The organism is Halobaculum sp. EA56 (assembly GCF_051195075.1).
Lineage (GTDB): Archaea > Halobacteriota > Halobacteria > Halobacteriales > Haloferacaceae > Halobaculum.
Map to the genome: position 1 here is coordinate 323,721 of NZ_JBNTJX010000005.1, position 19,019 is coordinate 342,739.

The window sequence follows — 19,019 nt, forward strand, 5'->3', positions numbered from 1 at the left end:
GGGTACGTCACCAGGTAACGATGTTAGAAGTCGATGACGTCACCAAGAACTTCGGCGGTCTCGTCGCCGTCGACGACGTCGATTTCGAGATCGGCGACGGGGAGATCGTCGGGCTGATCGGGCCGAACGGCGCCGGCAAGACGACGCTGTTCAACACGATCACGGGGATCCTGGACCCGGAGCCCGGCGCGTCCATCGAGTTCGACGGGCGCGACCTCGTCGAGCTCGAGACCCACGAGATCGCCCGCCACGGGGTGATCCGGACGTTCCAGATCGTCCGCGTCTTCGACGAGATGACCGTCCTGGACAACGCCGCCGCCGGCGCACTGTTCGGATCGGAGGAGTCGCTCTCTCGCGCCGAGGCGCGCGAGCACGGCCGCGAGGCGCTGGAGTTCATCGGGCTGGCCGACAAGGCCGACCTCGAAGCCGGGTCGCTCCCGATCGCCCAGAAGAAACAGCTCGAGCTGGCTCGGGCGCTCGCGGCGGACCCGAAGCTCGTCCTGCTCGATGAGATCGCCAGCGGGCTGACGCCGGGGGAGATCGAGGTGCTCACCGAGACCATCCGGCGGATCCGGGACGAACGCGGCGTCTCCGTGTTCTGGATCGAACACATCATGGACGCCATCATGAGCGTCGCCGACCGGATCATCGTGTTGAACAGCGGGCGGAAGATCGCCGAGAACACCCCCGACGCGATCCGGCAGGACGCCGACGTCGTCGAGGCCTACCTGGGTGAGGAAGCATGATCGAGGCCGAGGAGATCGAGGCCTCCTACGGCGGCATTCAGGTGCTGTGGGACCTCTCGATGTCCGTCTCCGAGGACGACGGCGTCGTCGCGATCGTGGGACCGAACGGCGCGGGCAAGTCGACGCTGCTGCGGGTGCTCTCGGGGCTGCACCCGATCGACGACGGCCGCGTGACGGTGTGGGGCGACGACATCGGGACGCTCGATCCCTCCGACATCGTCCGGAAGGGGTTCGTCCACGTTTCCGAGGAGCGCAACCTCTTCGGCGAGATGTCCGTCCAGGAGAACCTGGAGATGGGGGCGTACACCCGCCGCGACGCCTTAGCGGAGAACCTCGCGGAGATGTACGACCTGTTCCCGGTCCTCGAGGAGCGCAAGGACCAGCGGGCCGGGTCCCTCTCGGGCGGGGAACAGCAGATGCTCGCGATCGCGCGGGGGCTGATGGCCGAGCCGAAGATCCTCGCGCTGGACGAGCCGAGCGAGGGGCTCGCCCCGCAGATCACGAGCCGAATGTTCGAGAAGATCGAGGAGATCAGCGAGGACGTGACCGTCCTCGTCATCGAACAACACGTCCACCGCGCGCTCGAGCTGGCCGAGCGGGCCTACCTCCTGGAGAACGGCGAGATCGTCGCCGAGGACACCGGGAGCGCGCTCCTGGAGTCCGAGCACGTCGAGAACGCGTACCTGTAGCGACGCGACGGTCGCGTCGCCACGGTCGTTCGAGAAAGAGTTCCTCCGCGACTACTCGGCCGGCTCCTCGGACGCCGTCTCCTCGGGCGTCGTCTCCTCGGCAGTGTGTTTCTCGGATCCGCCGACCTCGTCGAGCGCACGCGACGCCAGGTCTCCGAGGACGGGGACGACGCCGCTTCTGAAGTAGAGGAACAGGAAGATTAGCAGCAGGCCGAAGATCGGCGACCGCCAGTCCGTGAACGTCGTCACAAGGATCTCCTCGATGGCGACGACGATACCCGCCCCCACGACGGGGCCGAGCGTCGTCCGGAGGCCGCCGACGATCAGGACGATCAACACCAGCACGTCGACGGTGAGGAACGAGAAGGCGCTCGGGAGGATGTACGCGGACTCCCTGGCGTAGAACGCCCCGACCAGCCCGAAGACGAAGGCGGCGACGAATCCGGCGATCACCTTGTACCTGACCACGTCGATGCCGATCGACGCCGCGGCCGTCTCGTCCTCCCTGATCGCGGCGAACGCGACCCCGAACTTCGAGTTCACGAGCCAGACGTAGAGCACCAGGAGCGCGACCAGCAGCGCCAGCATGACGTAGTAGAGGACGATCTTCTCGCCCACTCCCGCCGGGCCGGCGATCGCCCCGAGCGAGAAGTACTCGTAGGGGAACCCCGTGGAGCCGCCGGTGAGGTCGCGCGCGCCGACGAACACCTCCGTCAACACGATCTGGAGGTTCAGGGTGAGAATGGAGATCAGCACGACCGTGAACTTCCGCTTGGCGGACACCCAGCTGACCGCGAGGCCGATCAGGCCCGCGACGAGCGCGGCGATCGGCACCGTGATCCAGGCACTGACCCCGACGGAGTCCGCGATGAGGGCGGTGCCATAGCCACCGATCCCGGCCAGCCCGCCCATGAACAGGAACAGCTGGTCGGTCTGGCCGAAGACGATGTTCAGCGCGACCGCGAACATGGCCACGACCACCAGGTGTGCGAGGATGCTCTCGTAGTAGCTGCTGCCCATCACGGGCAGCGGCGCCAGCGCCAACAGGACGGCGACGATCCCCACGTTTCGGAGCTCGTCGGTCGGGAGCGCGTTCGCGTTCATGCTATCGCCTCCGGCTTCGCCAGCAGGAAGACGATCGCCGCCCCGAACAGGATGATCGTCGCGACGTACGAGCCGATGAAGAAGTTCGCGAACTGGTTGACGAACCCGAGGAGGACGCCGGCGACGATCGCGCCGCCCAGGCTCCGCACCCCGCCGACGATCGACACGATGAGCGCGAACGTCGTGTACTGGAACCCGTCCGCGACGGAGATGGTGTGGCCGAGCGACCAGACGACCCCCGCGATACCCGCGACCGTGACCGACAGCACGAAGATGAGCGTCCGGATCCGGCGCGGATTGACGCCGACGAGGCGGGCGCCCCGCTCGTCCTGAAACACCGTCCGGGTGGCCTTCCCGAGGTACGTGAACCGGAGGAACGCGAACAGGACCGCGAGCGCCACCGCGCCGACCCCGATCACGACGATCGAGCTCCCCCTGACGAGGGCCAGCCCGACCGACACCGTCGGCAGGTCCACCGGGATGCTGTAGCTCCCCGGGAACGACGGGATAGCGAGCCAGCCGGCGATCGACGTCAGGTCGACCCCGTTGATGAAGAAGCCGTCCAGGAACACCGCCAGCCCCAGGGTGACGAAGATACCCAGCAGGATGCGCTCCTCCCCGCTCGATCGGTACACGAGCGAGAGGAGGGTTCTGTCCACGAGCAGCCCTATCGCGGCCGCGACGACGACGCCGATCACGCCCGCGACGATCGGGCCCTGCCCGCTGGTGACCGCCCACGAGGCGATCAGGACGGCGATCACGGAGAACACGCCGATAGAGAGGTTGAGCACCTCCCCCAACCCGAAGACGAGCGTGATACCGACGCCCAACAGTGCCAGAAAGACACCGAAGGCGAGTCCGTCGATGGCGACCGCGGCCATCGTGCTGATTGTTACCATAAACGTGTTCTCACCAGCGTCGGTATAGTCCGTATAAGTTTCGGCTTTTCACTGTCAGGTGTCCCGTCGATATCGGCCGTACGGCACCGAAATAAACGGGGCGTCCCGCGGGTCGATTCGCTACTCCCCTGGGACGCGGGCCGGGACGGGCTCGGACCGGAACACTTCCGCGTAGCTGTGGTCGCCGTTCGAGTCGTACGACGGCGCCTCGAGCTTCAGGTTGCTGAACAGCACGACCTGCTGGTCGAGTTCGCCGTACTGGTTCCACTGGATGGGCTCGGCGAACAGCGTGTCGACGGAGGTGTTCCGAACGGCGTCCGCGATCGCCGTCGGATCCGCCGACCCCGCCTCCTCGATGCCGGCCGCGAGGATGTACGCGGTGACGTACCCGTAGGCCGTGTGGGTGTTGAACTGCATCTCGTACTCCCCGGCGAAGTTGCTCCCCGCCTGTGCGAACGCCTCCTCGTAGGGATTGGAGTTGTGGATGTGGACGAAGTCCTGGATCGCCCGGTCGCTGAGCGCGCCCGCGAGCAGTTGCGGCGGCGCGCTGGCGCCCGTGACGACGTCCGGTTCGAGCCCGAGTTCGTACGCCTGGTTCGCGATGCTGACCGCGCCCGGCGGGTGGCCGCTCGCGATGAGCATCTCCAGGTCGCTGTCGAACTGTCTGATGTACGAACTGAAGTCGCTCGCCCCGACCGGGGCCACCTTCACGTCCACGTCGACGTCGAAGAACTCGTTGATGGCGCTCTGGGCGGACCGGCCCCACGCGTAGTCGCCGATGATCGCGCCGACCTTCGAGTAGCCGGCGTCGGAGAAGGCGCTCGCCTGCGCCTGGATGTACTTCGACGCCGGGAGGAGCCCCACGCGGAACACGTGGCGGGTGTCCTGGCTGATGATCTCGTCGGCGCCGGCCATGTGCAGCAGGTGTGGCACCTGCAGTTCCTCCGCCGTCTGGGACACGCGCAGGCCCACGTCTGAGGACACCGAGCCGGTGGTGGCGACGGCGCCCTCCTGTTCGACCAGGCGCCGGAAGCTCGAGTCCGCCTGCGACGGGTCCGCCCCCGTGTCGGTCACGTTGACGGTCAGCTCACGGCCGTCCAGCACGCCCCCGTTGGCGTTGATCTCGTCGACCGCGAACTGGAGTCCGTCCCGGTGGGGCGTCGCCCACGCCGCGAACGGACCGGAGACCGGTTCGAGCGCCCCGATGGTGATCGGCTCCGAACTGCCGCCGTCGCCCGAGGTTCCGGTCGTGGCGCCGCCGCCGTCGCCGCCGCCTCCGCCGTTGCCGTCTCCGCCCCCGTTGCCGTCGCCGCCGTCCCCGCCGCCCGCACAGCCCGCGAGGACGCCGAGGGTCGCTGTGCCGCCGCTGCTCTTCAGAAACGCACGCCTGCTTATGCGTGTCATTACCATGCGGTCGGAGTGGGGGAGTTTAATAGTGTCGGTCGGAACACCCGTGACCCGCGCTTCCGTACTGCAATTAACAGGACGGGCGATTCAATCTACGCGATCGATAATTGATGAAACGGCGTGCGGCGGGGTCCGGGACGCAGCGGCCGTGAGACCCCGCGGATCGGCGTCCGCGAAAAGCTTATGCGAGTCACTCACAGTCGATCGCCAATGTCCGCGGAAGACGGCCTCAGCCGCGCGGAAATAACCGACCGTATCGCCCGGGCCAGATCGCTCATCCAGGAGGTCCGCGACGAGGCTCCGATCCCCGTCGTCGCGCACTCGGCCCATCAGGCCGACATGTACTGCCACCGCCTCATGTGGGAACTCGGGGAGGAGACGGCGAACACCCCCGAACTGGAGGAGCCTGTCGACCCCGAGGGGGACGAGTGATGCGCGACAGCTACCGCCCCCGGTACAACGACGCTGCGGCGGGCAGCGACCACTGGAACGAGTACATGGAGACGATGCCCCGTGAGGAGCTGGACGACCTCCACCTCAGGCGCATCCGGCGGAACGTCGAGTACGCCTACGAGAACATCCCGTTCTACCGGGAGATCTACGACGACGCCGGCGTCGAGCCGAGCGACATCAGGACGCTGGAGGACTTCAACACGAAGGTCCCGATCATCGACAAGCCCCAGCTGATGGAGATCCAGCGGGAACACGGCGGCGATCCGTTCCGCGGGCGCGACCCGGCCGGGGCCGAACACCACATCTACCGGTTCCAGACGAGCGGGACGACCGGTACCCCCCTCCAGGAGGCGGTGACGCAGCCGGCGACGATGGCCGTCGGCGACGCGTGGAACTACGGCTTCTGGCGGTGCGGCGTCCGCCCCGACGACACGTTCTACTTCGCGTTCCCGTTCGGGACGTTCCTCGGCTTCTGGAGCGCCTACTGGGGCGTCCGGCGGCTCGGGGCGACCGTCAGGAGCGGCGCCGGTCAGTCCACCGAGGAGCGCATCGACGACATCGTCAGCGTCGACCCGGACGTCGTCGTCATGACCCCGACGTACGCGATGTACCTGCTCGAGAAGGCCGACGAGATGGGGGTCGACCTCTCGGACACGAGCGTCCGGCTCACCGTCCACGCGGGGGAGAAGGGGCCGTTCGTCGACTCCGTCCGCTCGCGGATCGAGGACGGCTGGGGCGCGGAGGTGTGGGACGCTTACGGCCAGTCGGAGTCCATCTTCCTCGGGACGACGATGGACGTGAACGCCGGCGGGGTCAACCCCGTGGAGCCGTACTACTACTCGACGATCGTCGACCCGGACACCGACGAGGTCATCCACGAGGACGGCGCCCGCGGGGAGCACATCATCACCTGTCACATCCCGACCGCCCCCGGCCTCACGCTCCGGTACCGCTCGCACGACATCGTGGAGATGTACCACGACTCGCGGGACGTGTTCGACACCGACCTCACCTGGAAGTTCTTCGAGGGGAGCGTCCTGGACCGGACCGACAACATGCTCACGCTCCGGGGGACGAACATCTACCCGCGTGCGGTCGAGGAGATAATGACCGGCGTCGAGCACGCTACCCCCCACTACGAGATCCACGTCGACCGCGTCTCCGGCAACGACCAGATGACGGTGAAGATGGAGGCCGACCCGGACCTGGACCGCGACGCCTACGACGACCTCGCACACGATCTCCAGGCGGAGTTGCGGGAGGCCGTCGGCGTCAGGATCGACTTCGAGATCCTGGAGCCGCGGAGCCTGCCGCGGTACGAACTCAAGTCGCGGCGGTTCTTCGACCACCGGGACGAGTCGTGAGCCGCCCGCACGGAGCCGTCGGTGTTCGATCACACCCACCAGAACGTTCAATGCGAACAGCGTTGCACGCTAGGGCATGACATCCTCGGTCAGGAGGCTCGACGCCGACGCGGAGGTGCCGCCGGAGGCCTTCGACGACTACATCGTCGACATGGACTTCCACGTCAACCCCGTGGAGGAGGAGCTGCTCGCGTACGTGGAGGACGACCGCGCCCTCGACAAGCTGACGACCGAGTTCGGCGCGACGCCGATCATGGGCAAGTGGGACGCCGCCTACGGCATCGAGGAGGGCCAGGAGGGGCTGTTCACGCAGGGTCGGGCCAAGTACGCCGAGGACGTCCGGGAGGCCTGCGCGGACATCGCCGTCGACGACCCCGTCGTCAACCCCGGGATCAACAACCTGAACCTGCAGCACCACCCGGTGCTGAAGAACGCCGTCTGTCAGGCGGCCAACGACTACATGCTCGACAACTTCGCCGACGAGGGCATGTACACGGCGATGATGGTGCCCAAGTGGGACCCCGAGTACGCCGTCGAGGAGATCGAGCGCGTCGGGCGCGAGGACGGCATCGTCGCGGCGTACTCCTGGTTCGACCCGAAGGTGCCCTGGGGGAACGAGCGGTTCGACCCGGTGTTCGAGGCGCTGGTCGAGCACGACCTCCCGCTCCTGCTCCACGGGTCGCTCGCGTACTGGCCGCAGCACTCCTACGTCGGCGACGACATGCTCACGTGGACAGAGGTCCTCGGCTTCGACTGGCCGATCCACGGGATGGTCAACCTGGTGAACATGATCATGCGCGGCGTGTTCGACACGTACCCCGACCTGAACGTCGTCTTCCAGGAGGCGGGCCACTGGTGGACGCCGTTCCTTCGCTACCGGATGGACGAGTTCTACGAGATGCACCCCGACGACGTCCAGATCACGCCGCGGAAGATGGAGTCGGGCGAGCGCTACCTCCGGCGCGCGCCCAGCGAGTACCTCCGGGACAACGTCTCGCTGTGCACGCAGCCGTTCGCGCTCCCGCGCAACTCCGGGGAGGCTCGCAAGCTGTTGGAGCTGTCCATGGCCGAGGACCTGTTCACCTACTCCAGCGACTGGCCCCACCAGACGCTGGACCCGCCGACGTGGTTCTACACGTCGAACGCCTTCGACGACGACCTGCGCGACCGGATCCTGCACGGCAACGCGGAGGAGGTCCTCCGGATCTGACCATGAGCACGAACGATCCCGCCGACGGCGGCGTCGGCGACGACTTCACGAGGGTGGCGGCGGCCGACGAGATCCCCGAGGGCCGCGGGATCGGGGTGAGCGTCGACGGCATCGAGGTCGCGGTGTTCAACGCCGGCGACGAGTTCTTCGCGATCAGCAACCGGTGTGCCCACCAGGGGGCGCCGCTGTGCAAGGCCGGCGAGGCGAAGATCAACGCCGACGACACGTGGACGGGGACGCGCGGCGGCGTCGACGTCGAGGAGAACACGGTGGCGTGCCCGTGGCACCTCTGGTCGTGGGACCTGGAGACGGGCGAACACGAGCCGTCGGGCAAGCGGATCGGCACCTTCGACTGCGCGGTCGAGGACGGCGACGTGTTCGTGCGGATCTGATCGGGCGTCGCCGTCGAGGGCGCCGCGGTCGCCGGCCGGTCGCGCCCGTCCTCGTCGGTGCCGCCCGCGTCGCCGGAGGCGTGGCGTGGCCGGCCGGCTCTAGCTTTATGGTGGCCGCCCGCGCGGGTCGGGACGTGCAGCGCGACAAGACGACGGGGATGGCCGAGGCCGTCTCCCGCATCGACGCAGGGAGCTCGGTCGCCGCGGGGCTGGCGCTGGAACACGCGATCCCGTTCGCGGCGGGCCACGAACTGATCCGGCAGGGTATCGGCGACCTCACGCTCGTGGGACCGATCAGCGACGTGCTGTTCGACCAGCTGGTCGGCGCGGGACTCGTCTCCCGCGTCCGCGCGGCGTGGGTCGGGAACGTGAGCGCGGGCAGCGGCTACAACTTCCGCCGGGCGGTCGAGGACGGGGGACTGGCCGTGGAGAACCACTCGAACTACTCCATCGCGCTCGCCCTGCAGGCGGCGGCGATGGGGGTCCCCTACCTCCCGACCAGGTCGCTGCTCGGCAGCGACATCGCGAGCGAGCCGCAGTTCGAGACCGGGGAGGACCCCTTCGAGGGCGAGCGCGTCGTGCGGGTGCCGGCCGTGTCGCCGGATTGGGCGGTCGTCCACGTCCAGCGGGCGGCGCCGACCGGCGACGCGCACCTGTGGGGCAACACCGGGGTCACCTACGAGGCGGTCCGGGCCGCCGACCGCGTCCTCGTCACCGCAGAGGAGGTCGTCGACGAGTCCGTGATCAAGCGCGACCCGAGCCGGACCCGGATCACCCGCGAGCAGGTCGACGCCGTGGTCGAGGCGCCGTTCGGCGCGCACCCGTCCCCAGTCGCCGGGCACTACGACCGCGACAACGAGTTCTTCCTGGAGTACGCGGAGCGGACGCGGGACCCCGGGGGGTTCGACCCGTGGGCCGAGGCGTGGGTCCACGGGGTCGACGACCGGGAGGAGTACCGCGAGCGGTACGAGCGCGAGGTCGGCCGCGACCTCGCCGTGACGGAGCCGACCGTCGCCGCGGAGGTGCGCTATGGGCAGTGAGGACTCGGGGGACGGGACCGGCGCGAGCGGCGTCGGGGACGACGCGGGCGGTGTCGCGCCCGATGCGACCCCCGACGGCGGTGAGGCGGTCGCGCCCGACGACTACACGCCGCGCGAGCAGATGGTGAGCGCGGCCGCCCGCGAGATCGACGACGGCGACGTGGCGTTCGTCGGGATGCGCCTGCCGCTCATCGCGTTCCAGGTGGCGGTGAGCACGCACGCGCCGAACGCCACGTCCGTCTTCGAGAGCGGCGTGGTCAGGGACGACCCCGCCGACGGCTTCCTCCACACGATGTGCGACCTGCCGAACCTGAACCGCGCCGTCTCGCTGACCGGGATGACGGACGTGATGGGGCGGCTGGCCCGAGGCGACGTGGACGTGGGGTTCCTCGGCGGCGCCGAGATCGACCGCCACGGCAACCTCAACACGACGCGCGTCCGCGCCGGCGACCGGGAAGTCAGACTGCCGGGGAGCGGGGGGGCCTGCGACATCGCCTGCATGGCGGGGCGGACGGTGATCCTCATGGCCCACGAGCCGCGGCGGTTCGTCGAGCGCGTGGAGTACGTCACCAGCCCGGGCCACGGCGCAGACGGTGACCTCCGGGACGGGGACGGCCCGCCGGGCGGCGGCCCGGACGCGCTCGTGACGACGAAGGCGACGTTCGGGTTCGAGGACGGCGAGCTGTACCTGCGAAGCCGGCACTCGGGCGTCGAGGCCGGCGAGGTCGCGTCCGACTTCCCCTGGGACCTCAGGACGAGCGAGGACGTCCACGGTACGCCCGTCGGCGAGACCGATCCCCCGACGGTCGAAGAACTCGACCTCGTCCGGTCGTTCGATCCGGACGGGTTCTGGACCGTGTGAGCGCCCCCGGATAGGTGAGCAACTCCGGGCGAGGTAGCGCCGCCGGGGTGTTTCGAGCATTCGTCGGGCCGTCAGGCCGGACCGGCCGACCATCATAAACGACGCGGTAGGAACTTCTATAACGTCCCCGTCTACACTGTCCATTGCTATGCAAGCCCACGTTCCGGACGGGAAGCTACCGGACTCTGCGGCCGGACCGGATCTGGTCCACGCCGTCCCCGAGGTGCACTACCCGAACGAGATCAACGTCGCGACCGAGCTCGTCGACTGCCACGTCGATGAGGGCCACGGCGACGACGTGGCGATCCGGTTCGAGGACGAGGAGATCACCTACGCCGCGTTGCGGGAGCGGGTGAACCGCCTCGGCGACGCGCTCGCCGGCTCCGGGGTCGGTCCGGGGGACCGCGTGCTCGTTCGGTTCCCGAACCGACCGGAGGCGGTGATCGCGTGTCTGGCGGTCCAGAAGATCGGCGGCGTCGCGCTCCCCTCGATGAAGCTGCTCCGGGCGAAGGAGCTGGAGTACATCGTGAACGACGCGGGCGCGACCCACGCCGTCGTCTACGACGACCTGCTCGACGAACTGGAGAACGCGATGCCGGAACTCGACACGCTCGAGGAGGTGATCGTGGCCGATCGGGGCGCCGGCGTCGACCACGACCACCGGCGGTTCGACGACCTGCTGGAGGAGGGTGACCCCGACCTCGACGCCCACGACACCGAGCGGGACGACCTCGCGCTGATGCTGTACACGAGCGGGACGACCGGGCGCCCGAAAGGCGCGGTCCACACCCACCGACAACTGCTCGCGACGGCCGACACGTACGCCCGGTACTGTCTGGAGCCGACCCGCGACGACGTGTTCGGCGGGAACCCGCCCCTCCCGTTCGCGTACGGCTACGGCGACCTGGTGACCTTCCCCCTCCGGTTCGGCGCGACGACGAGCCTCGTCGAGGACGCCACCCCGGAGGACCTCCTCCACGCCGTCGAGGACCACGGGATCACCGTGCTGTGTTCCATCCCGACGGCGTTCAACCAGATGCTCTCGGGGCACCCCGACGCCCCCGACGAGTTCGACCTCTCGTCGCTCCGGGTCGGGATGAGCGCGGGCGAGCCGCTGGCGCCGAGCACCTTCGAGGCGTTCGAGGAGGACTACGGGATCACGCTGCTCGACGGGATCGGGACGACCGAGATGCTCCACATCTTCGTCAGCCACCGCCACGACGAGGAGGTCGACCCGAGCGCGACGGGGTTCCCCGTCCCCGGCTACGAGTGCAAGGTGGTCGACCCCGAGACGAGAGCGGAGGTCGAACGCGGCGAGGCCGGCCTGCTCGCCGTCCGCGGTCCCACCGGGATCAGCTACTGGGGGCGCCCCGAGAAGCAGGAGGAGGCCGTCGTCGACGGCTGGAGCTACCCGGGGGACATCTTCGTCCACCGGCCGGACGGTCGCCTGGAGTACAAGTCCCGGCGCGACGACCTCATCATCTCCTCGGGGTACAACATCCCCGGACCGGAGGTGGAGAACGCCGTCCAGGAACTCGACGAGGTCTCGGAGGTCGCGGTCATCGGCGCGCCCGACGAGCAGCGCGGGAAGATCGTCAAGGCGTTCGTCGTCACCGCGGACGGGGTCGAGGGGAGCGACGACCTCCGCGAGTCGATCCAGGATCACGTCAAGAACACCCTGGCGCCGTACAAGTACCCGCGGGCCGTGGAGTTCGTCGCCGAACTCCCGCGGACGGAGACGGGGAAGATCCAGCGCGTGAAGCTCCGCGAACGCGAGCAGGGGGCGACGAACTGATACTGTCAGACGTACCTTCGTGAAGAGATTCGCCACCTCGGGGTGGCGAAATTCTCGAAGTGCGTACGTCTGACAGTATGACCCGTCGGGTGACCCCGTTCGGCCGGAGGGGCGACGCGACTCCCGCACCTGAGCCGCCGTGCGCCCCGCGCCGCTATCGGGTGTGTTTTTATCGGACGCCGTGCCACGTGTGACCGCATGACGAAACGAACCTTCGAGGACATCGAGGAGGGCGCGGTCCACGACGTCGGGAGCTTCGTGGCGCGCGAGGAGGAGATGCTGGCGTTCGCCGAGCGGTACGACCCCCAGCCGATCCACGTCGACCCCGAGGCCGCGGCCGACTCCGTCTTCGGCGGGATCATCGCCAGCGGCTGGTACACGGCGTCCTGTTGCATGCGGCTGGCCGTCGACGGGTTCTTCAACGACACGGTCAGCATGGGGTCGTTCGGGATGGACGAACTCCGCTGGCGCACGCCCGTCCGGCCGGGCGACGAGATCGACGTCGAGTTCGCGGTCGTGGACAAGACGGCCTCCGAGAGCAGGGACGACCGCGGATACGTCGACAACGAGATCACGGCGACTAACCAGGACGGCGACGAGGTCGTCTTCTGGCGGGCCACCAACATCTTCGGCCGCCGCGGGTGACCCCGGAGGGGCGCCGCCCCGGCTCACCTACTCGCCGGTGAACTCCGGGTCCCGTTTCTCGCGGAACGCCTCGATCCCCTCGGCGTGGTCCGCGGTCTCCAGCAGCGTGCTCTGTGCGAGCGACTCCAGCAGGCCGGCGGTCCGGCGGTCGGCGTCCGCCGACGCGTCGATGACGCGCTTGGCCAGGCCGAGCGCCTGCGGGGGCTTGTCCAGGAGCGTGTCGGCGTACTCCGCCGCCGCGGATTCGGGGTCCTCGGCCACGCGCTCGACGATCCCGAGGTCGCGGGCCTCCGCGCCGTCGAGCAGGTCGCCGGTGAACACGAGGTCCTTGGCCTTCCCCGGGCCCACGAGGTCGACGAGGCGCGAACACCCGCCGAGGCCCGGGATGAGTCCGATGTTGTGCTCGGGGAACCCCAGGGTCGCGTCGGGGGCGGCGATCCGCACGTCGCAGGCGAGCGCCAGTTCCAGGCCCCCGCCGACGCAGGTCCCCTCGACCGCGGCGACGGTCGGCTTCTCCATCGACTCCAGGCCGTCGAACACCCGGCCGAGCACCCGGGAGTTCCGCCTGAACTCGGCGGTCGTCCACTCGCGGGCGGCCTCGAACAGCGACACGTCCGCGCCCACCGAGAACACCTCGCCGTCGCCGAGGACGACGACGACCCGGACGTCCCCCTCGCGGAGGCGGTCGAGCGCGTCGCGCAACTCGAAGCGCATCTCCTGGTCGATGGCGTTGACCGGCGGGTTCCGCAGGCGGACCGTCGCGACGCCGTCGGTCACGTCCACGTCGAGCGTGTCGTGCGACATACCCCGGGATCGGCGTACCGCCCGATAAGTACTCCGCAGGGACGAACGGCCAACCATTTATCCGGTCGACGGTTCCACCCTCACGTCACCGGAACCGACCATGTCATCCATCGAGACCGCTCCGCGGCGACCGACGAATGCCCGCTGAACGGATCCCGGTGAGCGCCGGGGGGCCCGAGGGGACCAACAGCGCGTACGTGCTCCCCGAGCGCGGCGTCCTCGTCGACCCCGGGCCGCCCGGCGACGACGCGTGGGCCGAGCTTCGCGCCGGCCTGCGTGACGCGGAGGTCGCGCTCGACGCGCTCGACCACGTCGTCGTCACCCACTGGCACGCCGACCACGCGGGACTGGCCCCCAGGCTCGCGGACGCGGCGGACGCGACCGTCCACATGCACGAGCGCGACGCCCCGCTGGTGGCCGAGTATCGGGCCGAGCGCGAGCGCCGGCTCCGCCGCGACGAGCGGACCATGCGCTCGTGGGGCGTCCCCGCGGACGTCGCCGCCGCGGTGGTGGACGGCGACGCGCCGTCGCCCCTCCCGGCGGAGACGCCCGTGGAGGCGCACGCCGACGGCGACGCGATCGCGGGGGCGACGGTCCTGCACACGCCGGGGCACACGGAGGGACACCTCGCGCTGGCGGCCGACGGCGACGTGTTCGTCGGGGACACGCTGCTCCCGATGTACACGCCGAACGTCGGCGGGAGCGATACCCGCGCGGGGAACCCGCTGGCCTCGTTCCTGTCGTCGCTCGCCCGCCTGGAGGGTCGCGAGGGGACGCTCCGTCCGGGCCACGGGACGGACCTGGCGGTCCCCGGGCGGTTCGAGGCGATCAGGGACCACCACCGCACGCGGAGCCGTCGGGTGTTCGAGCGCGTGCGGCGGTTCGAGCGCCCGACGCCGTGGGAGGTCGCCGCGGACCTGTTCGGCGAGATGCGCGGCGTCCACGCCAAGTTCGGCGCCGGGGAGGCGGCCGCGCACCTCGCGTACCTCGCGGACGCCGGCGACGTCGTCGCCGTCGCGGACGACCCGGTCCGCTTCGAGCCCCGCCGCGCGGCCGACGAGGGGCCGACGGCGTTCGAGTAGGGACACCGGTCCGTCGGTCCGGGCCTCCGGCGCCGGCGTCCCGCCGCGAACGCCGGGACCGTCGACTATCCGACCCCGGTCACCTCACAGGTCCAGCGTCTCGGTCGCGATCGTCGTCCGCTGGATCTCGGAGGTGCCGCCGATGATGCTGAGGATCTTCGCGTCCCGGTAGTACCGCTCCACCGGCGTCCCCTTCCGATACCCCTTCCCCCCGTGGATCTGGATCGCGTTCCGGGAGACGAACTCGGCGGCCTCGCTGCCCGAGAGCTTCGCGACGCTGGAGGCGCGGGTGTCGCCCTCGTCGGCCGCGATGGCCGCGGCCGAGGAGTAGACGAGGTGGCGCGCCCCCGCGAGGTGCTGGTACATGTCGGCGACGAGCACCTGCACGGCCTGATACTCCCCGATGGGGCTCCCGCCCTGCTCGCGGGCCCCCGCGTACGCGGTCGCCTCGTCGAACGCCGCGCGGGCGATCCCGACGCCGATCGCGCCGAGGCCGGTCCGGGCCATGTCGATCGTCCCCATCGCGATGCGGAACCCCTCGCCGACCGAGCCGAGGAGGTCGTCGGCGGGGACCTCCACCCCGTCGAGCGTGGTGTCGCCGGTGACGTGGCCGCGCATCCCCATGTACTCGACTCGCTCGAACTCGAAGCCGGTGGCGTCGTCGACCCCGGGGACGAGGAAGACGCTCACGCCGTGGGAGTCTTCCGGCCGTGGCCGCTTCCGGGCCACGACCAGATGGACGTCCGCCACGCCCGCGTTCGTGCCGAACGCCTTCTCCCCCGAGAGTCGGTAGCCGTCGTCCGTCGCCTCCGCCACCGTGCTCAGTTCCGACGGGGAACTCCCCGCGTCCGGTTCGGTCAACAGCATCGCGCCGACCGCCTCCCCCGACGCCATGCGCGGGAGGTACCGCTCGCGCTGCTCGTCGGTCCCGAACCGCGCGATCGGCAGGGCGGCGAACGTGTGACCCTGGATCGTCTCCGCGACCGCGCCGCTCTCGGCGGCGACGCGCTCGACGGCGAGACAGTAGCCCAGGAAGTCGGTCGTCAGGTCGCCGTACCCCTCGGGGAGGAGCAGTCCGAGCAGCCCCCGCTCGCCGGCCTCCTCGATCACGTTCCGCGGGAACTCGTCGGCCGCCTCGATCTCGGCCGCGCGGGGGGCGACGACCTCCGAGGCGAACGCGTCCGCCCGGTCCAGGACCTCACGATGGGTGTCGCTCAGCGCCGACTCGATGAGGTGCATACGCTCGCGAGTCCGTTCCGAGTCAGATAAACCTACGCGTCCGACAGGCATCCGGCCGTCCGGCCCTCCGGGGTCACTCGTCGCCGTCCGCTCACTCGTCGGCCAGCGCGTCCACCAGCGAGTCCAGCGAGTACGACGACAGCGCGCGGGCGTCGTCGTACAGCGTCTCGATGACGTACGTCGAGTTCGTCCGCTCGACCGCGGGGACCTCCTCGAACTCGCGGAGCAGTCGCCCGACCGCCTCGTCGTCGGGGAGGTGGGCGACCGCGACGAAGTCCGTCTCCCCCATCGTCGACAGCAGCGTCGTCACGCCCTCGATCTCCGCGATCGTCCCGGCCACGTCCTCGTGTGCGCCGGCGTAGTCGGCGAGCACCTCCACCAGCACCGTCACGCCGAGGCCGAGCGCGTCCAGGTCGAGGTCGTAGAGGTCGTTCCTGATCACGCCGGCGTCCCGGAGGTTGTTCAGCCGGTAGTGGACAGTCGACACCGGGATCTGAGTCTCCTCGTGGATCCGCTCGGGACTCCCGGTCCCCAGGTCCGCGATCGCCTTCAGGATGCGGAGGTCGCGTTCGTCCATACCGCCACCGGGGCCCCCACCCAAATAGTTCCAGTCCTCTCCGACGTCGCCCCCGCCGTTTCGGACGGCATCCAACTGTCACGATGGTAAATGAGTGATAACTTCGAGCAAACCGCGTCTGTGTAGAAGGGCTTATCAATATAAGTGGCTATATCCGGAACAAGAACAATGGAACGCGCAACTCTTTGGACGAAGCTCTCGTCCACACCGGTGTTGTTCGTGCTGCTCGCCACGCTGTGGGGCGGCTCGTTCGTCGCCATCGAGGCCGGCGTGAAGGAGTGGCCGCCGCTGCTGTTCGCGGCGGTGCGGTACGACGTCGCGGGTGCGCTCGTGCTCGGGCTCGCGGTCGCTCGCGGCGGGCGGGCGCTGCCCGGCACGCGCGACGACGTCGCGGCGGTCGCCGTCGTGAGCGTGTTCGTCGTGTTCGCCCACCACGCGCTGTTGTACGTCGGGCAGGGAAGCGTCCCCGGCGCCGTCGCGTCGGCGGTCGTCGCGCTCGCGCCGGTCGTCTCCGCGCTGCTGGCCCCCCTCGTGCTCGGCGACGAGGGGCTCGGCAGGACCGAGGCTATCGGCGTCGGGGTCGGCTTCCTCGGCGTCGTCGCGGTGACGAACCCCGGGGGAACGGGCGGCGTCCCGGTACGGGGGACCGCGCTCGTGTTCGCGGCGACGGTCGCGTTCGCGGTCGGCACGCTGCTCCTGCGCCGGGTTCGACCGACGCTGTCGACGGCCGCCCTGCAGGGATGGGGGATGCTCGCGGGCGCGCTGTTGCTCCACGCCGGCAGCGGCGTCCTCGGCGAGCCGCAGGTCGTCTCGCCGTCGCCGGCGGGGCTCGCAACCCTCGCGTTCCTCATCGTCGGCCCCGGTGTCGTGGCCTACCTGCTGTACTTCCGGCTCCTCGACGACGTCGGCGCCACCCGGACGATGCTCGTCGGCTACGCCGAGCCGATGGCGGCCGCGGGCCTGTCGTTCGCCGCGTTCGGGTACGTGCCGACGACGGGGGCCGTGCTCGGGTTCCTGCTCGTTCTCGTCGGCTTCGCGCTCGTGCAGGGACACGCCCTCCGCGTCGCGGCCGACGGCGCGGTCGGCCGCGTCCGCGCCGCGCTCCCGTAGTCCCCCCGACGCTCGGGTCGGCCGCCCCGACCCCAGTCGGTGTCCGGGTCGTCGCCGACCCGCACGGAAGGCGGACGGTACCGGGCGTATGCTCCCCCATTTCTATCGAAAACGGACCGACTAGCGGCCGTACGTCCCGCCTACGGGGTCGACATCGACGCCGAGTGTCGACCGCTCGCGACGGATCCGCCGGCGACTGGAACGCGGACGGTATGGGGGCGGCTACCGACCCGGGCGACCCCAGTTTCCCGTTCCGGGTGATCGGACGGGCCCCTCGTCGGCGGCGCACCGATGTCGTCCGGTACGCGCCCGTGGATCGTGCGCGACGACGGTTCCGTCGTGTTCCGGCCGATACGCCCCCGGGCGAGAGGGCCGACGCGTCCGTGTCGAACGACGCGCTCGGCGCCTCCCTCGTCGCTCGGTACGACGCGGGGCCTCGCTCTCGCCCCTGTGGGGGACGGGTAGGCGGCGTACTCTGGGGAGCGGAGTCACGAAACGACTATATAACTTAGTCCGATAGAGTGAAGATCAGAGATATGAGCACTGCCGACGACTCCGAGCGCGGTTCGTCGCCGGACGGCGCTCCGGAAGGGGCGTGCGAACGGGTTCGCGCGCGTGACCGACGGGCCCGTCCGTGAGCGACGAGACCCCCGGCGGACGCGTCCCCCGCGGGCCGTGCGTTCCCCGCGACACGGCCGCGCCGGTCCCGAACCTCGGGACCCGGTCACCCGACGCGGTCGACCCGCGGAGCCGGTGGCATCCGCCGTCGGAACAGCTCCTGCTCCTGTTCGATCGTGTGGGCGTGGAGCCCGAGACGGAGCCGGCCGTGCTTCAACGGGCGGTCGACGTCGACGCGCTGAACGCGATCGGTCGGCAGTCGACCGCGGTCGTCACCTTCGAGCTCTGGGGGTACTGGGTGCGGATCACTCCGGAGGTGATCGAGCTGTACGAGGAACCGACCTGACGGTCGGCGGCGAACCCGACGAACGGGAGGGACGTGGGCCGTCGATCCGCGAAGCGGGGGAGGGAGACCGACGCGGTCGATCCGGCTTACTCGTACGTCTCGACGACGAGGCGACCGCTCCCGGAGACGTGTACGGTCGCGTCGTCGTACGTGAAGGAGATCTCGACTCGGTTCGACGAGCCGGAGACGAGCGCGTCGAGCGCGTCGCCGTCGATGTAGTCGTTGAGCACGGGCGTCGACTGCTCGTCGCGGCCGGTCGCCTCGGCGACTGCCACCACGACCGCCGTGCTCGGGCTCTCGAAGTCCGTCCATTCCGTCTCGTACGAGCGGTGGTCACCCTCCGCCCCCCCAATCGAACTGTCCACAGTCATCTATTGTCGTCTGCCCCGTACTTAGGGCTAACACTGTTAAAATCACCGAATTCCGGCGGACGTTGTATCGTTCTACGTATAACTGAGACCACGAAACTCCGTCGTCCCTATCCTATCGTTTCGAGCGGTTCCGTGCCTCCGGTGTTAATTCGGTCCTCGATTTGAAATATATCTGATACTCCGAATATTGTCGGTTCCCCACTTTTAAACCCCGGCACGGTCCCGGACCTCCTGCCCCCCGCAGAACGGAATTACCTATTCTACCT

Annotated in this window: 20 protein-coding genes; 13 read left to right on the top strand and 7 right to left on the bottom strand. The window is 69.5% G+C overall.

Annotated features, from left to right (window positions below):
- The first annotated feature begins 20 nt into the window (after positions 1–20).
- Both ACQUQ1_RS11305 and ACQUQ1_RS11310 read left to right on the top strand, forming a co-directional pair.
- Complete coding sequence (locus tag ACQUQ1_RS11305; RefSeq protein ID WP_435064403.1) at positions 21–746, top strand: ABC transporter ATP-binding protein; 726 nt, start codon at positions 21–23, stop codon at positions 744–746.
- On the top strand, positions 743–1,435 hold the full coding sequence (locus tag ACQUQ1_RS11310; RefSeq protein WP_435064404.1) for an ABC transporter ATP-binding protein: 693 nt from the start codon (positions 743–745) through the stop codon (positions 1,433–1,435). Before ACQUQ1_RS11305 ends, ACQUQ1_RS11310 begins: the two co-directional genes overlap by 4 nt.
- A gap of 51 nt (positions 1,436–1,486) precedes the next feature.
- Here ACQUQ1_RS11310 and ACQUQ1_RS11315 read toward each other — a convergent pair whose 3' ends face one another.
- The 3 genes from ACQUQ1_RS11315 to ACQUQ1_RS11325 all read right to left on the bottom strand — a co-directional run bounded on the left by ACQUQ1_RS11315 (position 1,487) and on the right by ACQUQ1_RS11325 (position 4,842).
- Positions 1,487–2,539: a branched-chain amino acid ABC transporter permease gene (locus ACQUQ1_RS11315; RefSeq protein WP_435064405.1), complete on the bottom strand. Its 1,053-nt coding sequence runs from the start codon at positions 2,537–2,539 to the stop codon at positions 1,487–1,489.
- Positions 2,536–3,438, bottom strand: coding sequence for a branched-chain amino acid ABC transporter permease (locus ACQUQ1_RS11320; RefSeq protein WP_435064406.1), 903 nt, complete (start codon positions 3,436–3,438; stop codon positions 2,536–2,538). The genes ACQUQ1_RS11315 and ACQUQ1_RS11320 overlap by 4 nt, the downstream gene beginning before the upstream one ends.
- Before the next feature lie 120 nt (positions 3,439–3,558).
- Positions 3,559–4,842 (bottom strand): ABC transporter substrate-binding protein, encoded by a 1,284-nt coding sequence (locus tag ACQUQ1_RS11325; protein ID WP_435064407.1) that lies wholly within the window; start codon positions 4,840–4,842, stop codon positions 3,559–3,561.
- 213 nt (positions 4,843–5,055) lie between these two features.
- Here ACQUQ1_RS11325 and ACQUQ1_RS11330 point away from each other — a divergent pair, with 213 nt between their 5' ends.
- The 8 genes from ACQUQ1_RS11330 to ACQUQ1_RS11365 all read left to right on the top strand — a co-directional run bounded on the left by ACQUQ1_RS11330 (position 5,056) and on the right by ACQUQ1_RS11365 (position 12,606).
- Positions 5,056–5,277, top strand: a complete 222-nt coding sequence (locus ACQUQ1_RS11330; RefSeq protein WP_435064408.1) for a hypothetical protein — start codon at positions 5,056–5,058, stop codon at positions 5,275–5,277.
- The gene (locus ACQUQ1_RS11335) at positions 5,277–6,662 is read left to right on the top strand and encodes a phenylacetate--CoA ligase family protein (protein WP_435064409.1); all 1,386 of its coding nucleotides are present in this window, start codon (positions 5,277–5,279) and stop codon (positions 6,660–6,662) included. The genes ACQUQ1_RS11330 and ACQUQ1_RS11335 overlap by 1 nt, the downstream gene beginning before the upstream one ends.
- A gap of 76 nt (positions 6,663–6,738) precedes the next feature.
- Complete coding sequence (locus ACQUQ1_RS11340; protein WP_435064410.1) at positions 6,739–7,872, top strand: amidohydrolase family protein; 1,134 nt, start codon at positions 6,739–6,741, stop codon at positions 7,870–7,872.
- Positions 7,873–7,874: 2 nt separating this feature from the next.
- On the top strand, positions 7,875–8,264 hold the full coding sequence (locus ACQUQ1_RS11345) for a Rieske (2Fe-2S) protein (protein ID WP_435064411.1): 390 nt from the start codon (positions 7,875–7,877) through the stop codon (positions 8,262–8,264).
- Positions 8,265–8,398: 134 nt separating this feature from the next.
- Positions 8,399–9,304, top strand: coding sequence for a CoA transferase subunit A (locus tag ACQUQ1_RS11350; RefSeq protein ID WP_435064412.1), 906 nt, complete (start codon positions 8,399–8,401; stop codon positions 9,302–9,304).
- Entirely contained in the window at positions 9,294–10,166 is an 873-nt protein-coding gene (locus tag ACQUQ1_RS11355; protein WP_435064413.1) for a CoA-transferase subunit beta, read from the top strand. Before ACQUQ1_RS11350 ends, ACQUQ1_RS11355 begins: the two co-directional genes overlap by 11 nt.
- A 148-nt stretch (positions 10,167–10,314) precedes the next feature.
- Positions 10,315–11,961: an acyl-CoA synthetase gene (locus tag ACQUQ1_RS11360; RefSeq protein ID WP_435064414.1), complete on the top strand. Its 1,647-nt coding sequence runs from the start codon at positions 10,315–10,317 to the stop codon at positions 11,959–11,961.
- Between the two features lie 198 nt (positions 11,962–12,159).
- A complete protein-coding gene (locus ACQUQ1_RS11365) occupies positions 12,160–12,606 on the top strand; it encodes a MaoC family dehydratase (protein ID WP_435064415.1) in 447 nt (148 codons plus the stop codon).
- 27 nt (positions 12,607–12,633) lie between these two features.
- Here ACQUQ1_RS11365 and ACQUQ1_RS11370 read toward each other — a convergent pair whose 3' ends face one another.
- Positions 12,634–13,410: an enoyl-CoA hydratase/isomerase family protein gene (locus tag ACQUQ1_RS11370; protein WP_435064416.1), complete on the bottom strand. Its 777-nt coding sequence runs from the start codon at positions 13,408–13,410 to the stop codon at positions 12,634–12,636.
- A gap of 137 nt (positions 13,411–13,547) precedes the next feature.
- Between ACQUQ1_RS11370 and ACQUQ1_RS11375 the strand changes: the two genes are divergently transcribed.
- Positions 13,548–14,492 carry an MBL fold metallo-hydrolase gene (locus ACQUQ1_RS11375; RefSeq protein ID WP_435064417.1) on the top strand — a complete coding sequence of 315 codons (945 nt, stop codon included), beginning with the start codon at positions 13,548–13,550 and terminating at the stop codon, positions 14,490–14,492.
- Positions 14,493–14,576: 84 nt separating this feature from the next.
- Here the strand turns inward: ACQUQ1_RS11375 and ACQUQ1_RS11380 are convergent, their stop codons facing one another.
- Complete coding sequence (locus ACQUQ1_RS11380) at positions 14,577–15,731, bottom strand: acyl-CoA dehydrogenase family protein (RefSeq protein ID WP_435064418.1); 1,155 nt, start codon at positions 15,729–15,731, stop codon at positions 14,577–14,579.
- 91 nt (positions 15,732–15,822) lie between these two features.
- A complete protein-coding gene (locus ACQUQ1_RS11385; protein WP_435064419.1) occupies positions 15,823–16,308 on the bottom strand; it encodes an Lrp/AsnC family transcriptional regulator in 486 nt (161 codons plus the stop codon).
- Between the two features lie 168 nt (positions 16,309–16,476).
- Between ACQUQ1_RS11385 and ACQUQ1_RS11390 the strand changes: the two genes are divergently transcribed.
- A complete protein-coding gene (locus ACQUQ1_RS11390; protein ID WP_435064420.1) occupies positions 16,477–17,418 on the top strand; it encodes a DMT family transporter in 942 nt (313 codons plus the stop codon).
- A 634-nt stretch (positions 17,419–18,052) separates the two neighbouring features.
- On the top strand, positions 18,053–18,382 hold the full coding sequence (locus tag ACQUQ1_RS11395; protein ID WP_435064421.1) for a hypothetical protein: 330 nt from the start codon (positions 18,053–18,055) through the stop codon (positions 18,380–18,382).
- Between the two features lie 86 nt (positions 18,383–18,468).
- Here the strand turns inward: ACQUQ1_RS11395 and ACQUQ1_RS11400 are convergent, their stop codons facing one another.
- The gene (locus tag ACQUQ1_RS11400) at positions 18,469–18,753 is read right to left on the bottom strand and encodes a HalOD1 output domain-containing protein (RefSeq protein WP_435064422.1); all 285 of its coding nucleotides are present in this window, start codon (positions 18,751–18,753) and stop codon (positions 18,469–18,471) included.
- Positions 18,754–19,019 lie beyond the last annotated feature (266 nt).

Excerpts from the sequence above, each read along its gene's own strand:
- ACQUQ1_RS11305 (WP_435064403.1), top strand. The coding sequence starts at position 21 with ATGTTAGAAGTCGATGACGTCACCAAGAACTTCGGCGGTCTCGTCGCC.
- ACQUQ1_RS11310 (WP_435064404.1), top strand. The coding sequence starts at position 743 with ATGATCGAGGCCGAGGAGATCGAGGCCTCCTACGGCGGCATTCAGGTG.
- ACQUQ1_RS11315 (WP_435064405.1), bottom strand. The coding sequence starts at position 2,539 with ATGAACGCGAACGCGCTCCCGACCGACGAGCTCCGAAACGTGGGGATC.
- ACQUQ1_RS11320 (WP_435064406.1), bottom strand. The coding sequence starts at position 3,438 with ATGGTAACAATCAGCACGATGGCCGCGGTCGCCATCGACGGACTCGCC.
- ACQUQ1_RS11325 (WP_435064407.1), bottom strand. The coding sequence starts at position 4,842 with ATGACACGCATAAGCAGGCGTGCGTTTCTGAAGAGCAGCGGCGGCACA.
- ACQUQ1_RS11330 (WP_435064408.1), top strand. The coding sequence starts at position 5,056 with ATGTCCGCGGAAGACGGCCTCAGCCGCGCGGAAATAACCGACCGTATC.
- ACQUQ1_RS11335 (WP_435064409.1), top strand. The coding sequence starts at position 5,277 with ATGCGCGACAGCTACCGCCCCCGGTACAACGACGCTGCGGCGGGCAGC.
- ACQUQ1_RS11340 (WP_435064410.1), top strand. The coding sequence starts at position 6,739 with ATGACATCCTCGGTCAGGAGGCTCGACGCCGACGCGGAGGTGCCGCCG.
- ACQUQ1_RS11345 (WP_435064411.1), top strand. The coding sequence starts at position 7,875 with ATGAGCACGAACGATCCCGCCGACGGCGGCGTCGGCGACGACTTCACG.
- ACQUQ1_RS11355 (WP_435064413.1), top strand. The coding sequence starts at position 9,294 with ATGGGCAGTGAGGACTCGGGGGACGGGACCGGCGCGAGCGGCGTCGGG.
- ACQUQ1_RS11360 (WP_435064414.1), top strand. The coding sequence starts at position 10,315 with ATGCAAGCCCACGTTCCGGACGGGAAGCTACCGGACTCTGCGGCCGGA.
- ACQUQ1_RS11365 (WP_435064415.1), top strand. The coding sequence starts at position 12,160 with ATGACGAAACGAACCTTCGAGGACATCGAGGAGGGCGCGGTCCACGAC.
- ACQUQ1_RS11370 (WP_435064416.1), bottom strand. The coding sequence starts at position 13,410 with ATGTCGCACGACACGCTCGACGTGGACGTGACCGACGGCGTCGCGACG.
- ACQUQ1_RS11375 (WP_435064417.1), top strand. The coding sequence starts at position 13,548 with ATGCCCGCTGAACGGATCCCGGTGAGCGCCGGGGGGCCCGAGGGGACC.
- ACQUQ1_RS11380 (WP_435064418.1), bottom strand. The coding sequence starts at position 15,731 with ATGCACCTCATCGAGTCGGCGCTGAGCGACACCCATCGTGAGGTCCTG.
- ACQUQ1_RS11385 (WP_435064419.1), bottom strand. The coding sequence starts at position 16,308 with ATGGACGAACGCGACCTCCGCATCCTGAAGGCGATCGCGGACCTGGGG.
- ACQUQ1_RS11390 (WP_435064420.1), top strand. The coding sequence starts at position 16,477 with ATGGAACGCGCAACTCTTTGGACGAAGCTCTCGTCCACACCGGTGTTG.
- ACQUQ1_RS11400 (WP_435064422.1), bottom strand. The coding sequence starts at position 18,753 with ATGACTGTGGACAGTTCGATTGGGGGGGCGGAGGGTGACCACCGCTCG.